Source organism: Oceanobacillus caeni, from assembly GCF_019037185.1.
Taxonomy (GTDB): domain Bacteria; phylum Bacillota; class Bacilli; order Bacillales; family Amphibacillaceae; genus Oceanobacillus; species Oceanobacillus caeni.
The window spans coordinates 14,632-29,071 of the sequence record NZ_JAHHXM010000039.1; the positions used below are offsets into that span (position 1 = coordinate 14,632).

General features: G+C 35.3%; 12 protein-coding genes. 9 read left to right on the forward strand and 3 right to left on the reverse strand.

Annotation, left to right across the window (positions count from 1 at the left end; translation table 11 throughout):
• Positions 1 to 228 precede the first annotated feature (228 nt).
• The 3 genes from KM885_RS15340 (at position 229) to KM885_RS15350 (ending at position 3,076) form a co-directional block, all read left to right on the forward strand.
• Positions 229 to 1,401: a hydroxymethylglutaryl-CoA synthase gene (locus KM885_RS15340; RefSeq protein WP_216884213.1), complete on the forward strand. Its 1,173-nt coding sequence runs from the start codon at positions 229 to 231 to the stop codon at positions 1,399 to 1,401.
• Between the two features lie 60 nt (positions 1,402 to 1,461).
• On the forward strand, positions 1,462 to 1,788 hold the full coding sequence (locus KM885_RS15345; RefSeq protein WP_216884214.1) for a CHY zinc finger protein: 327 nt from the start codon (positions 1,462 to 1,464) through the stop codon (positions 1,786 to 1,788).
• A gap of 100 nt (positions 1,789 to 1,888) precedes the next feature.
• A complete protein-coding gene (locus tag KM885_RS15350; protein ID WP_047184227.1) occupies positions 1,889 to 3,076 on the forward strand; it encodes a M24 family metallopeptidase in 1,188 nt (395 codons plus the stop codon).
• 131 nt (positions 3,077 to 3,207) lie between these two features.
• Here KM885_RS15350 and KM885_RS15355 read toward each other — a convergent pair whose 3' ends face one another.
• Positions 3,208 to 4,188 carry a 2-hydroxyacid dehydrogenase gene (locus KM885_RS15355; protein WP_047184228.1) on the reverse strand — a complete coding sequence of 327 codons (981 nt, stop codon included), beginning with the start codon at positions 4,186 to 4,188 and terminating at the stop codon, positions 3,208 to 3,210.
• A gap of 424 nt (positions 4,189 to 4,612) precedes the next feature.
• Here KM885_RS15355 and dat point away from each other — a divergent pair, with 424 nt between their 5' ends.
• The 3 genes from dat to KM885_RS15370 all read left to right on the forward strand — a co-directional run bounded on the left by dat (position 4,613) and on the right by KM885_RS15370 (position 7,794).
• Positions 4,613 to 5,470, forward strand: a complete 858-nt coding sequence (gene dat / locus KM885_RS15360; RefSeq protein ID WP_047184229.1) for a D-amino-acid transaminase — start codon at positions 4,613 to 4,615, stop codon at positions 5,468 to 5,470.
• Between the two features lie 11 nt (positions 5,471 to 5,481).
• Positions 5,482 to 6,615, forward strand: a complete 1,134-nt coding sequence (gene alr / locus KM885_RS15365; protein ID WP_047184230.1) for an alanine racemase — start codon at positions 5,482 to 5,484, stop codon at positions 6,613 to 6,615.
• Positions 6,616 to 6,720: 105 nt separating this feature from the next.
• Positions 6,721 to 7,794 (forward strand): tartrate dehydrogenase, encoded by a 1,074-nt coding sequence (locus tag KM885_RS15370; protein WP_216884215.1) that lies wholly within the window; start codon positions 6,721 to 6,723, stop codon positions 7,792 to 7,794.
• Between the two features lie 29 nt (positions 7,795 to 7,823).
• Here KM885_RS15370 and KM885_RS15375 read toward each other — a convergent pair whose 3' ends face one another.
• On the reverse strand, positions 7,824 to 9,179 hold the full coding sequence (locus KM885_RS15375; protein ID WP_047184232.1) for a sigma-54 interaction domain-containing protein: 1,356 nt from the start codon (positions 9,177 to 9,179) through the stop codon (positions 7,824 to 7,826).
• A 358-nt stretch (positions 9,180 to 9,537) separates the two neighbouring features.
• Between KM885_RS15375 and pruA the strand changes: the two genes are divergently transcribed.
• The 3 genes from pruA (at position 9,538) to putP (ending at position 13,967) form a co-directional block, all read left to right on the forward strand.
• Positions 9,538 to 11,085: an L-glutamate gamma-semialdehyde dehydrogenase gene (gene pruA, locus KM885_RS15380; protein WP_047184233.1), complete on the forward strand. Its 1,548-nt coding sequence runs from the start codon at positions 9,538 to 9,540 to the stop codon at positions 11,083 to 11,085.
• Between the two features lie 178 nt (positions 11,086 to 11,263).
• Positions 11,264 to 12,262, forward strand: coding sequence for a proline dehydrogenase family protein (locus KM885_RS15385; RefSeq protein ID WP_047184234.1), 999 nt, complete (start codon positions 11,264 to 11,266; stop codon positions 12,260 to 12,262).
• Between the two features lie 226 nt (positions 12,263 to 12,488).
• A complete protein-coding gene (gene putP, locus KM885_RS15390; RefSeq protein WP_047184235.1) occupies positions 12,489 to 13,967 on the forward strand; it encodes a sodium/proline symporter PutP in 1,479 nt (492 codons plus the stop codon).
• Positions 13,968 to 14,153: 186 nt separating this feature from the next.
• On the opposite strand, the gene KM885_RS15395 is transcribed toward putP, so the two are convergent.
• Positions 14,154 to 14,297, reverse strand: a complete 144-nt coding sequence (locus KM885_RS15395; RefSeq protein ID WP_114335155.1) for a BA3454 family stress response protein — start codon at positions 14,295 to 14,297, stop codon at positions 14,154 to 14,156.
• Positions 14,298 to 14,440 lie beyond the last annotated feature (143 nt).

Consider the following 14,440-nt stretch of genomic DNA (forward strand, 5'->3'; position numbering starts at 1 on the left):
AATTTTACTGCACTTTTTACTTTAGAGACGGAAAAGTATAAAGGTGTTACCTGTCTTAAGTACAAATAAAGAGTTCACCTAGCTAAAGCGAACGCCAAGTTTTCTAAAGTTAAATAAAATTTGCGACAAATTAACACAAAAGTTGTATAAATGAACAGATTGTATTACCATTTAAAGTGGAAAATAATAATACATATAGGCTTTAGTTTAAATGAAAAGGAGAATATTATGAAGATAGGTATTGATAAAATAGGATTTTACACTCCTCATATATATGTGGATATGAATAAATTAGCAGTTGCAAGAAATGTGGAACCAGAGAAGTTCACCATTGGGATTGGACAAGATAAAATGGCGGTTCCTCCAATCACGCAAGACTCTGTAACATTAGGTGCCAATGCTGCTTTAGAAATTATTGATCAAGCGGATAAAGAGGCCATTGATTTTGTTATTTTTGGTACGGAAACAGGTATCGACCATTCTAAATCTGGTGCTGTTTATATTCACCACTTGTTAGGATTAAAGCCGAACGCACGTTGTGTAGAGGTTAAACATGCTTGTTATGGAGCAACTGCTGGCATTCAAATGGCGAAAGGGCACGTTGCACTAAATCCTGAAAGTAAGGTATTAGTTATTGGCTCTGATATTGCTAGATATGGTTTAAATACCGGTGGAGAATCTACTCAAGGTGCGGGTGCTGTAGCCTTATTAATTAGTGCAAATCCAAGAATCATGACATTGGAAAATAAAAGTGTATCATTAACAGCTGATATCATGGATTTTTGGCGTCCGCTATATTCAGATAAAGCACTTGTTGATGGAAAATTTTCAAATGAACAATATATTTCATTCTTCCAAAAAGTATGGGAGAAATATAAAGAAGAAACTGGAATGGATTTGGAAGACTTCGAAGCTATTTGTTACCATTTACCATATACCAAAATGGGACTAAAAGCGATGAGAACCGTTCTGGGAGATGCACCTGAAGAAGTTCAAGAACGATTAAAAGAACATTATAGAATTAGTACATTATATAATCGTAATGTAGGTAATATTTATACAGGGTCTTTATATTTAAGCTTACTTTCATTGCTTGAACTTAATGATGATATCAAGGCAGGTTCAAGAATTGGTATGTTTAGCTATGGTTCAGGAGCAGTTGGGGAATTTTTCTCTGGAATACTAGAAGAAAATTATAAAGAACATTTATTAGTAAAAGAACATAAAGACTTATTTGAATCTCGTAAAGAAGTAACAGTAGAAGAATACGAGCAAATATTTGAAAAAACGTTGCCAACAGATGGTAGCAACATCGAATTAGATATAAATGAAGATTCCGCTACCATTTGCTTATCAGGTTTAACGGATGATATGCGTCAATATGTAAATAAAATGAGATAAATATGAAAAAACTCTGTTTTGATAATAAGAACAGAGTTTTTTTGATAGGAGGTACCATTAATGCTTATTCATAATAAAGATGTAAAAGGTGCAATAGATTCTGAAACGCGTTGTAAGCATTATCATGAAGATAATGACCGTATCGCGATTAAATTTTATTGTTGTAACGAATATTTTCCTTGCATTGCTTGCCATCATGAACATGGTTGTGGAAAACAAAAAGTATGGCCTCGTGAAAAATTTGATATGAAGGCAGTGTTATGTGGTTCGTGCGGTACGGAATTAACGATAAAAGAGTATTTAGAAAGCAAGTCCATTTGTCCGATATGTTTGAAGTTCTTTAATCCTGGATGTTCGATTCATTATCATTATTATTTTGCGATGTAACTATGTTTAGTAGAAACACACGAATAATTCATGCATAAAATATAGCAGTTATTATTTTAAAAAAACGTTTATAAAGAAACCTAATCCTGGAGGGGTTAATATGGCGTTTTTTCCTGCTTCGGAATATCAAGAAAGATTAAGAAAAGTAAGGCACCGTATGGCTGAGAGGGGTATCGACGTATTATTAGTAACAGATCCCGCTAACATGAATTATTTAACTGGTTATGACGCATGGTCGTTCTACGTACATCAATTGCTAGTCGTTTTTATAGAAGAGGATCAGCCGTACTGGATTGGAAGGAAAATGGATGCAAGCGCTGCTTCGCATACATCTTGGCTAGATCAAAATCATATTATTCCTTATGGGGATGATTATGTTCAATCAGATTTAAAGCATCCAATGGATTTTGTAAGCGAATTCATTATGTTGAAAAATCGTGGAAATAAAAAGATTGCAGCTGAATTTGATGCGTATTATTTTACGGCAAAAAATTTCTTAAAATTAAGCGAAAACCTACCAAATGCAACATTAGTAGACGGAACAAACTTAATAAATTGGGTTCGGATCATTAAATCAGAAAACGAACTAAAATGTATAAAGAAGGCAGCAAAAATTTCAGAAATTGCAATGCAGGCAGCGTTTGATTCTATTGAAATTGGGGGAAAACAATCTGATGCTGTAGCTGCCATATCCCATGCCCAAATAAGTGGAACAGATGAATTTGGTGGAGACTATCCGGCAATTATTCCACTTTTACCAACAGGTGATAAAACTTCAGCTTGTCATTTAACATGGACGGATGAACCATTTAAACAGGGAGATCCCGTGATAATAGAGCTTTCTGGTTGTTATCAACGCTATCATTCTCCTCTTGCGCGTACAATCATACTCGGAATCCCTGATGATAGGTCGAAACATATTGCTGAAGTTGTAGTGGAAGGAATTAATACGACGTTAGATTGTATACGCCCTGGTATGACATGTGGGGAAGTAGAATTGGTATGGCGTAAGGTCATCGAAAAACATGGAATTATAAAGGATTCAAGATTAGGCTACTCGATGGGGCTAAATTATCCACCTGATTGGGGAGAACATACCGCAAGCCTAAGGGAAGGGGATCGTACCATTTTACAGCCAAATATGACATTCCATATGATTCCTGGTATATGGCTTGATGATTTTGGTATTGAAATCAGCGAATCTTTTCGAGTAACAGAAAAGGGATGTGAAGTTTTAGCGGACTTTCCTAGGGAACTTTTAGTTAAGCCTAATATCCGGCTTGCTTGATTTAGAGTTACCCGTTGCATATGGATAAAGCATCTCTCAAAGCTAAAGAGAATGCTTAGGTTAATTTTCTATGCCAAAAAAGGGAACAATTCCAACATTAATTGAAATCGTTCCCTTTAAACGTTAATTAATTATTTATTCAAGTTTTCCCATACCGTTCCATTAATTAAATTGGGCGGCTTTCTTCCGTTTAATCCTGCTTCTAAATTTTTTGCTGCTAACTCCGACATTTTTAATTCTGTTTCATACGTTGATGAACCTATATGAGGCAAAGTAACTACATTTTTTAATTTTAGTAGTTCATTATCTTGCTGAATTGGCTCCTGTTCATATACATCGAGTCCAGCTGCTAAAATCTCATTATTTTTTAAAGCGTCAATTAAATCTTGTTCAATAATAGTCCCACCGCGAGAGGCATTGATAAAAATGGCAGTATCTTTCATTAATTGGAATTCTCTTTTTCCAATAAGTCCTTTCGTTTCATTCGTTAAAGGGGTTATCAAACAAATAAAATCAGCTTCTTGTAGCAATTCATCTAATTTCATAAAAGTAGCGTGATAGTTATTTTCTGCTTCAGGTTTACGTGTGCGGCTATGGTATAAAATATCCATATTAAAACCATTGTGAGCACGTTTTGCTATTGCATTTCCAATCCGCCCCATTCCGATAATGCCCAATTTTTTATGATGAACATCTACTCCATAATGTTGTTCTGTTAATGATTCCGTCCACTGACCGGATTTAACGAAATGGTCTAATTCAGAAATCCTTCTTGCGGTTGCTAAAATTAAACCAAAGGCCATATCAGCTACTGTATCGGTTAAAATTTCTGGTGTATTGGTAGCCATAATATTTCGTTTTGTTAGTTCATTGATATCTAAATTATTGTAACCGACTGACACGTTACTAACGATTTTTAAATTAGGAGCTTTCTGAAGTAACTTTTGGTTTACAGGTAAGCCTAAACCAATTATTCCCTCCGCCTCTGACAGAGCATCCAAAAATTTAGGGTCTGTATTTGGATCAATGTTTTTAAAAAATTGTACATCATGGTTAGCTTTTAGAGCCTCTAACACAGGCTTTTCCACTCTTTCGTATGCTAAAATTTTCAAATTATATCCCCCTCAGTTGCACTTATGCAGGAAGAAAGTTTTATACTCCTAACCTGCTAAAAATAGATTGCATACGTTCAAAATAAAGGTAACGATATCATTAGTCAAGATATACTTTCTTCCTGTATTTAGTCAAGCATCTGACTCATACGTTAGTAATGAAAGGATAATGAAAATATGTGGATATAGGAGGAAAGTGTATGGATAAAACAGTACGAGAACGGGCAGTAAGACTCCCACCCCAAGATCCTGGGGAGACAAAGAAGGTAGGTTTAATTAGAGGAGATGGAAAATAAATGTTAGAGCCTTTATTCGAAAAACTTTACCTATTTTGACTTATCATTTGTGTTAAGTACTAAGTTGGAAATATAATAGGAGATAGACTTTAAATAGAAGGAATTTTAAGATTAGGAGGTTTTACCTCATGTCAAAAATGTTATGGAATGGCTCGATTATCGATCGTGATTCTCTAATCGATATTGAAGATCGAGGGTATCAATTTGGCGATGGGATATATGAAGTGATTGGTGTATATGATGGGAATTTTTTCATGTTAGAAGAACACCTAGAAAGATTGGAAAGAAGTGCAAAAGAAATAAAATTAACACTTCCACTTCATTCAAACGATTTGATAAAGAAACTTAAACAGCTTATAGAAGTCAATCAGCTAAAGGAAGGAATCGTATATTTACAAGTTACTCGAGGAACTGCAGAAAGAGGGCATCATTTTCCTTCTAACAATACAACACCTAACCTTGTAGCTTATACGAAATTGGAGGAAACGATGAAAAAAGAAGAAGATAACGGAGGGATCGCTGTCTTAACCGAAGATATCCGTTGGTTACGTTGTGATATTAAAACATTAAATCTTCTTCCAAATGTATTGGCTAAACAAAAAGCAGTTGAACATCAAGCAGTGGAGGCTATTTTTTATCGAGGAGATATTATCACAGAGGCTAGTTCTTCAAATGTGTTTATCGTGAAAGATGGGGAAGTTTATACTCATCCGGCAAACCACTATATTTTGAATGGGATTACAAGGAGAAAGGTCATTTCCATTTGTAAAGATTTACAAATTAAAGTGAATGAGGAGACATTTACAGTTCAAGATTTATTCTCCGCTGATGAAGTATTTGTCACAGCCACAAAACTAGACGTAGTTCCAATCCTTAAAGTAGATGATAAAATTATTGGTACAGGATCTCCAGGGAAGGTTGCAACAGAAATCATTCGTGCTTTTCGTAATACGATTGAAGAAATGATTGAAACGAGCAACAAATAGCTAAGGGGGTCATGATCCTGCCAAATTTAGATTCACGGGAAAATACGGTGGCGGAAATTGATTTAGCTGCTTTTCGTTATAATGTGAAACAGATTCAATCGTTATTAAATAGGCATTGTATTTTATTAGCTGTAATTAAAACAAATGCGTATGGCCATGGAATTAAAGAAATTGCGCATGAGGCAGTAAAAGCCGGTGTAGAGCGATTAGGAGTGACTACTGTTGAAGAAGGTATTTTGTTAAGGGAAAGTGGCATCACGATTCCTATTCATCTATTAAGCCCGATTAATCAATATGATGCTTTAAATGTCGTTACTCACGAATTAATAGCTTCTGTTAGCTCAAAGAATGTTACAAAGGCGATTCATGATGCCGCAATGAAGCAAGAAAAAATAGCTACTGTACATTTAAAATTAGATACTGGTTTACACCGGTTTGGTATTGAACCAAAAAAGGCTTTAGATTTTTGTGCAGCTAGTTATTTTTTATCAAATTTGTATTGGGAAGGTATTTATACACATTTTTCAAATGCCGATGAGGGTGACTGGGTTACAACAGAAAAACAAAATCGCTTATTTGAAAAAACGGTAGAGTTATTAGAAGGAGAAGGATATCTTTTTCCTTTAAAACATGTAGGAGCTTCTACGATAGCAATTGAGCGTGTCGATATGTGTTGGAAAATGGTGCGCCCGGGTATTGCCCTATTCGGTTATCAACCAAATGAACGTCAAAAGAAATTAATTGATTTGAAACCAGTTCTAGCTCTTAAATCCAAAATTGTACAATTGCATGATTTACCTCCTGAAACACAAATAGGTTATGGTGGTACTTATGTAACGAAGCAAGGTGAGAAAATAGCTATCGTACCTGTTGGCCATGGGGATGGTTATAAACGGGAGCTGTCAAACAAGGGGTATGTTCTTGTAAGAGGTAGATTTGCTAAAATTGTTGGAACCATCTCCCTTGATCAAACATTTATTAATGTCACAAATGTACCTAATGTTCAAGAAGGTGATGAGGTTATTTTAATTGGTACACAAGGAGACCATACTATTTCAGCAAGGGACATTGCAAAATGGATTCAAAGTAATGTAGATGATGTATTAGCAGGTATCATGCAGCGTATAAAAAGAAAATATATTTAGTAGTTGTTCAAAAACTCCGATGAAAATGACTCTTCGGTACTTGGAAATTTAGTCGAAGTCGGTCCCCTTTTTGAACACGTACATTTATGGCAAAGGAGAAGTAAGATGAATCATTACAATATTGCACTTATACCAGGAGACGGAATTGGACCAGAGGTAGTAGAGGAAGGAGTTAAAGTTTTAAAGGCAATTGAAGAGGCGGATAAAACAATTTCCTTCACTTTCAAAGAGTTCCCATGGGGGTGTGAATATTATTTAAAGAACGGAAAAATGATGGATGACGATGCCCTTGATATATTAAAAGACTACGATGCTATTTATCTAGGAGCTGTAGGTTATCCTGGAGTTCCTGACCATATTTCGTTAAGAGATTTATTAATTAAAATCAGAAAAGGCTTTGATCAGTATGTCAATTTACGACCTGTTGAACTTTTGCACCCGGACTTAACACCACTTAAAAATAAAACGGAAAAAGATATTGATATGCTCGTTATTAGGGAAAATAGCGAAGGGGAATATTCCGGTGCAGGTGACTGGCTTTTTAAAGATAAACCAGAAGAAGTTGTACTACAAACAGGAGTCTTCTCAAGAAAAGGTACAGAGCGTATTATCCGTTATGCATACGAAGAAGCACGCAAATCGAATCGGACGTTAACAAGTCTTAGTAAAGGAAACGCTTTAAATTATTCCATGGTATTCTGGGATCAGGTTTTTGAGGAAGTTGGAAAAGAATATCCAGATGTAAAAACATATTCTTATTTAGTGGACGCAGCTAGTTTATACTTTGTTTCACAACCAGAAAGATTTGAAGTGGTGGTAACTTCTAATTTATTTGGTGATATTGTAACGGATATTGGGGCTGCTATTACAGGTGGAATGGGGCTGGCAACAGGAGCGAATATTAATCCAGAAAGAAAATATCCTTCTATGTTTGAACCGGTACATGGTTCAGCACCAGATATTGCTGGGAAAGGTATTGCTAATCCAATTGCTGCTATTTGGTCTGTTAGTCAAATGTTAGATTTCTTTGGACTTGAGGAATGGGCCGAAGCAGTTCTTAACACAATTAAACAAATCTTAAAAGAAAATACATATCTAACACCAGATTTAGGTGGTTCCGTTTCAACGGACGAGTTAGGTAGTCATTTTGTTGAATTACTTATAAAAAATAGGGGGTAAGATAAAGCTCAGGGGAACCTCTCTGAGCTTTATTTTACTTCAATATCATATTTCTTTAATTTTTTATAAAGGGTAACGCGTGATATACCGAGTCTTTTTGCTGTAGCTGATTTATTTCCGTTCATTTGATTTAGCATTTGTTCAATTAACTGTTTTTCTTTTGGGTACGTACTGCTAGTAAAGGCATTAGATGATAATGGGGTAAAATGCCCATGCTGCAATAGTTGGTCCATATCTGTTTTGTGAATGATAGACTGATCTGACAGAATGATCATTCGTTGTGCAACATTTCTAAGTTCACGAACATTTCCTGGCCAGTGGTATTCGTTCATTACTTGTACTGCATCTTCTGCTAGGATTGGAATAGTAGATTGATATTCTGAAGCAAATTGTTGGAGAAACTGTTGACATAATTCTATGATATCATCGGTTCTTTCCCTTAATGGGGGCATTTTTATTTGGATAACATTCAAGCGATAATATAAGTCAGGGCGGAATTGTTGATTGTTCATTAAATTTTCTAGATTTTGATTGGTGGCCGCGATAAATCTTACATTTATTTTTCTTCCTTTTGTTTCACCAATTCTGTAAAGTTCGCTTTCTTGTAAGACTCGGAGTAGTTTTACTTGCATTTCAAATGGAAGTTCTCCTACTTCATCTAAAAATAATGTTCCACCTTCTGCCATTTCAATTTTTCCCGCTTTCCCTTTCTTGTCTGCACCAGTAAAAGCACCTCCTACATAGCCAAATAACTCACTTTCAAAAAGTGCACTAGGAATGGCTCCGCAATTAACAGGTATAAATGGACCATTCTTTCTACTACTGGCCTCATGGATGGCGCGTGCGCAAACTTCCTTACCAGTCCCACTTTCTCCAAGAATTAATGTAGTGGCATCCGTATTTGCCGCTTTTTTTGCTATTTGAATAGTTTCGCTTAAGGCTGCACTATTTCCAATTAATTTAGAAAAAGGTGATGTTTCATCTAAATGAAGCATCTTTTGTTTTAATTCATTTAATTCCTCAGATTTCGTGTGAAGGTTATCATTTAATCTAACAATAGAGGTAATGTCTCTTTCCAAAGAGACGGCTCCTATTAATTCTCCTCCTTCATTAAATACAGGTGAAGCATTAATTACAACGTGTTTATCATTTCGTGGACGATGGTAAGTATTTTTAACAGGTATTCTAGAATGAAGAACTTTTAAAACCATTAAATCTTCATTATGAAAAAAATTTGTAATCCTCTTGTTTAAGATTTCTGACTTTTGTATATTGTACGTTTGTACAGCAGCATCATTCCAGAAGAGAACTTCTTTATGTTGGTTAATGACAGTAATCGCATCATCCTCAGCTGATAAAATTGCCTCTAAATAAAAATGATCCATGTGATCCCTCTCTTTCAAAGAATGCCATTATTGTTAATATATTGTAAGTTCTGTTTACATATGTGTAAATAAAATTTACACTCTCCTATATATTCTTTGACGTTCGAATTAGACGCATCTTGTTTACGGGAAGGGTTACATTATTTTTCATCCCACCTAAACGGGCAGTAAGACTTCCACCTCAAACTTCAGGGGAGATCAACTGCCCGTAAAGGTTCGATAAGATTGATTAACCATCAGTAAGGATGAAGGAATTCCCTCACAAATGGAAGTTTTCTTTATAGATAAAAATAATTGGCACAGTTTTTGCATGTAATAAATGAGAGAGAAATATAAAAAGAATAAGGGAGGCTTTAATATGGTATTATCTTTTAAACATGAGCCATTTACTGATTTTAAGAATGAGACTAACCAAGAAGAATTTAAATTGGCATTGAAAAAAGTAGAAGGAGAACTTGGCAAAGATTATCCTCTCATTATTAATGGGGAAAAAATTTATACTGAAGATCAATTGGTATCTGTAAATCCCGCTAATAAGAAACAAGTTATAGGAAGGGTTGCTAAAGCTACGAAAGTACATGTGGATCAGGCATATGAAGCTACTTTAGAAGCATTTAATAGTTGGAGAAAAATATCCTTTCAAGCACGTGCGGATATCCTTTTTAAAGCAGCTGCCATCGTACGTCGTCGTAAGTATGAATTTTCTGCATGGTTAGTTTATGAAGCAGGAAAACCTTGGGATCAGGCTGATGGGGATACTGCAGAAGGTATTGACTTTTTAGAGTATTATGGAAGACAAATTTTAGAACTATCACAAGGTAAGGCGTTAAATAGTAGGGAAAATGAGCATAATTCCTATTTCTATAAACCTATGGGACCTGGTGTAGTTATTCCACCGTGGAATTTTGCGTTTGCAATTGTTTGCGGAACTACAGTTGCCCCAATTGTTGCAGGCAATCCAGTATTATTAAAACCATCTGAATATACTCCTGTAATTGCCTATAAGATGGTAGAAGTGTTAGAAGAGGCAGGACTTCCGAAAGGGGTATTAAATTTCATTCCGGGGGACCCAGTAGAATTAGGGGATTATTTAGTAGATCATAAGGAAACGAGATTTATTAACTTTACAGGTTCACGCCAGACTGGTACTAGAATCTATGAACGTGCTGCAAAAGTGCAAGAGGGGCAACAACATTTAAAACGTGTTATTGCTGAGATGGGTGGAAAGGATACTATTATCGTCGACAATAGTGCAGATTTAAATTTGGCAGCAGACGCAATTGTTCACTCAGCATTTGGCTTTTCGGGTCAGAAGTGTTCCGCCTGTTCAAGAGCGGTTGTGCACAAAGATGTTTACGATGAGGTGCTTGAGAAAGTAATCGCAAAAACAGAAGGGTTAACCATCGGTAACCCAACAGAGAATAACTTCTATATGGGGGCCGTTGCAAATAAAAAGCAGTTCGAAAAAATTAGGACTTATATTGAAATTGGCAAGAAAGAAGGTAAGTTGATATTTGGTGGTCAGTCGGATGATTCAATAGGATATTTTGTTAAACCAACGATTTTTAAAGATGTAGAACCAGATGCAAGAATAATGCAAGAAGAAATTTTCGGGCCGGTTGTGGCTTTTACTAAGGGTGAGGATTTTGACGATTTAATAGATATTGCAAATAATACGGATTATGGATTAACCGGAGCGGTAATTTCCAATAATCGTGAACATTTAGAACGAGCCAGGTACGATTTTCACGTAGGTAATTTGTACTTTAATAGGGGATGTACAGCGGCAATCGTAGGTTATCAACCATTTGGTGGATTTAAAATGTCAGGTACAGATTCTAAAGCAGGGGGCCCCGATTACTTGCTACATTTCCTAGAAGCGAAGGTAGTTTCGGAAACCTATTAAAAGTGTGGGTTCAAAAAGGCGGATGAAAAGGACTGAGGTCGACTAAAAGCGCAATGTCTGTTTTTAGTCGGCCTTCCTAATCCGCTATTGCTAACGAAATGTCATCTTCATTAGCTTTTTGAACATTCTTTAAAAAAGCTTTTCGTATTCATCCAAAACCAAAAAAGGAAGATGCGGAGTGGTAAATCTTTCAAGAGATTTCTTTATCGCTTTATCAAATAATAAGTTTTTAAATAAAAATGCGAAACGTTGGGGATTTCGATTAGGAGCGAATAAATTTGTTCCCGGTACAGAAATCGATGAAGTTATAGGAGTAATCAAGAAACTAAATCAAGCGGGCATAAGCTGTACTCTCGACCATTTAGGAGAGTTTGTCTTTTTAAAAGAAGAAGCAATAAAAGCAAAGAAACAAATTCTATATACGTTAGACAGAATTTACGTTGAACAACTTGATTGTCATATATCCGTTAAATTAACGCAACTTGGATTAGATATTAATTCAGCGTTTTGTGTAGAAAATATGCTTGAAATTCTAAATAAGGCAAACCAATATAATATATTCATTAATATTGATATGGAAGATTATTCTCACTATGAACCTACCCTAGAAATTTTAAAGGAATTACGGAAACACTATGAAAATGTAGGGACAGTCATCCAATCTTATTTATATCGTTCAAAAGGAGATCTTGAAAAATTAAAAGATGTTCGAATTCGAATTGTTAAAGGTGCTTACAAAGAAAATAATGAAGTCGCATACCAAACAAAGGATGAAATTGATAGAGAATTTATTTCACTTGCAAAGGAAAGATTGTTGGGTCATTCCTTTACTTCTATAGCTACTCATGACCATCATATTATTCAGGAATTAATCCATTTTATAAATGAAAACGGTGTCAGTCAAGATAGATTTGAATTTCAAATGTTGTATGGGTTTCGAACGGAATTACAATATAAACTAACAAAAGAAGGTTATAATTTCTGTACGTATATCCCGTTCGGAACAGATTGGTTTGGTTATTTTATGCGTCGTTTAGCGGAGCGCCCTCAAAATATAAATTTAATTGTAAAAGATAAGTTGTACACGAAAGACAATCGATTAAAAAAACAGCCTATTGTTACAAGTGCTATTATAGTATTATCGTTTATTTTTTGGAGGAAAAAATCGAAAAGATAGGAGAAAGGAAAAAGATTCCTATCTCCTAAGACATAAATAATGATTATATCACTTGTTTTCGTGTTTCATCTATGGAAAAATGAAAGAATGTGTGAAGATCAACTGCTTGTATGGCTTTGATAAGCGCGACTAACCATCAGTGGGGGAAGAAGGCCCCCCACCGATGGAAGTCTTCTTTATTTCATGTTATGTTGGCAAATAAAATTATTCATAAAGGGGAGAAAAAATGACGGATATTACGTATCAATTAATAGCAATTATTATTTATTTAGCTGGAATGGTTTCTATCGGATGGTATGCATATAGGCGTACGAAGGACTTTAGCGATTATATGTTAGGTGGGCGTGATCTTGGTCCAGCAGTTTCAGCTCTAAGTGCCGGAGCGGCTGACATGTCCCAGTGGTTATTGATGGGATTACCCGGTGCTATTTATGTTGCAGGTTTAGTAGAAGGTTGGATAGCAATTGGTCTAACAATTGGAGCATGGCTTAATTGGTATTTAGTTGCACCGCGCTTACGTGTTTATACTCAAGTGTCAAACAACTCCATTACCATACCAAGTTTTCTTGATAACCGTTTTAAAGGAAATTCCAAATTATTAAGGATAGTTTCAGGTATCGTTATTTTAGTATTCTTTACGTTTTATGTATCATCAGGAATGGTTGCAGGTGGCGTGTTTTTTGAAAGTTCCTTTGGTTACAGCTATCATACTGGGTTAATTATTGTTGCACTTGTTGTTATAGCTTATACTTTCTTAGGTGGGTTTCTTGCAGTTAGTTACACTGACTTTATCCAAGGAACAATTATGTTTTTTGCACTCATCATCGTTCCAATCGGCGGGTTATTTTTAAACGGGGGAATTGGTGAAACATTAGACTCCATTCGTTCGGTAGATATCAATTTACTTAGCTTTTTTGCAACTGCATCGGTTGCTGGCGTTATTTCATCTTTAGCATGGGGACTCGGATATTTTGGTCAACCACATATCATTGTTAGATTTATGGCGATTAAAGATGTGAAGGAAACAAAATCGGCAAGAAGAATTGGCATTGGTTGGATGATTCTATCTTTAGTTGGTGCTGCTGCAACAGCACTAATAGGTGTTGCATATTTCCAACAGAACCCAAATGTTACGTTAGATAATCCAGAAGCTGTTTTTATCGTGATGGGCCAAATTATTTTCCATCCATTTATTGCAGGGATTATGTTAGCTGCGGTACTTGCCGCAATTATGAGTACTGTATCTTCACAATTACTCGTGACCTCCTCAGCTTTAGTAGAAGATATCTTTAAAACTTTAGTTAAAAAGGAAGTTTCCGATAAAACATATGTAAATTTGGGCCGTTTAGGAGTTTTAGCTGTTTCCATCATTGCTGGTATATTTGCTTGGCAACAAAATGATACCATATTAGGTCTTGTTTCCTTTGCCTGGGCTGGGTTTGGGGCGTCATTTGGCCCGATTATCTTACTTTCATTATATTGGAAGAAGATTACTGGAACGGGTGCCTTAGCAGGAATGATTGTTGGTGCAGTAACAGCATTTATCTGGGGATCTACGGCACTCTCAGGTTATTTATATGAGATTGTACCTGGATTTATTTTAAATTTAATTGTAGCTTACATCGTAAGTATCCTAACATTTAAACCAAATAAGGAAATTGAAGATGAATTCGACAAAACGTTGGAGATTCTAAATAAGAATTAATTAAAACAATAAAAAATTGGGGTACTGAAAAGGTATCCCCATTTTTTATTTTCTTTCAAAAGGTAAGTTAACTATTTTCTTCAGAAATTGAGTTTTTAACAATGATAGTTGAATAGGATATATGAAGTGAAAAGATTGTATAAGGAAGTATTATGCAGGGTGAAATACAGGGGGAGATAGAAAGGTTTAATTTTCCGTCTCAGTTAATTGTTTTTTCACTTGGTCTAATGCTAATTGAAGGATCTTTTCTTGCGTTACATGAGAGTTCGTAATCACATTCGTATGATATAGTTGTCCTTCATAGTCAACAGTTACATTAACTTGAATCATTCACATCACCCTTTCTTTAAGATAAGTAATTATAACATATCTCTATTTTTATGTCAATATTCAGAAATTTTAAGTTTACCTTTTTTCCCCTATAAGAACATGTTTTCGTCATATTGAGATTCTTTAGGGAAAACTTTTTGCAG

Bases quoted from the DNA above. Each gene is read 5' to 3' on its own strand.
- KM885_RS15340 (WP_216884213.1), top strand. From the start codon at position 229: ATGAAGATAGGTATTGATAAAATAGGATTTTACACTCCTCATATATAT.
- KM885_RS15345 (WP_216884214.1), top strand. From the start codon at position 1,462: ATGCTTATTCATAATAAAGATGTAAAAGGTGCAATAGATTCTGAAACG.
- KM885_RS15350 (WP_047184227.1), top strand. From the start codon at position 1,889: ATGGCGTTTTTTCCTGCTTCGGAATATCAAGAAAGATTAAGAAAAGTA.
- dat (WP_047184229.1), top strand. From the start codon at position 4,613: ATGTCAAAAATGTTATGGAATGGCTCGATTATCGATCGTGATTCTCTA.
- alr (WP_047184230.1), top strand. From the start codon at position 5,482: ATGATCCTGCCAAATTTAGATTCACGGGAAAATACGGTGGCGGAAATT.
- KM885_RS15370 (WP_216884215.1), top strand. From the start codon at position 6,721: ATGAATCATTACAATATTGCACTTATACCAGGAGACGGAATTGGACCA.
- KM885_RS15375 (WP_047184232.1), bottom strand. From the start codon at position 9,179: ATGGATCATTTTTATTTAGAGGCAATTTTATCAGCTGAGGATGATGCG.
- pruA (WP_047184233.1), top strand. From the start codon at position 9,538: ATGGTATTATCTTTTAAACATGAGCCATTTACTGATTTTAAGAATGAG.
- putP (WP_047184235.1), top strand. From the start codon at position 12,489: ATGACGGATATTACGTATCAATTAATAGCAATTATTATTTATTTAGCT.
- KM885_RS15395 (WP_114335155.1), bottom strand. From the start codon at position 14,297: ATGATTCAAGTTAATGTAACTGTTGACTATGAAGGACAACTATATCAT.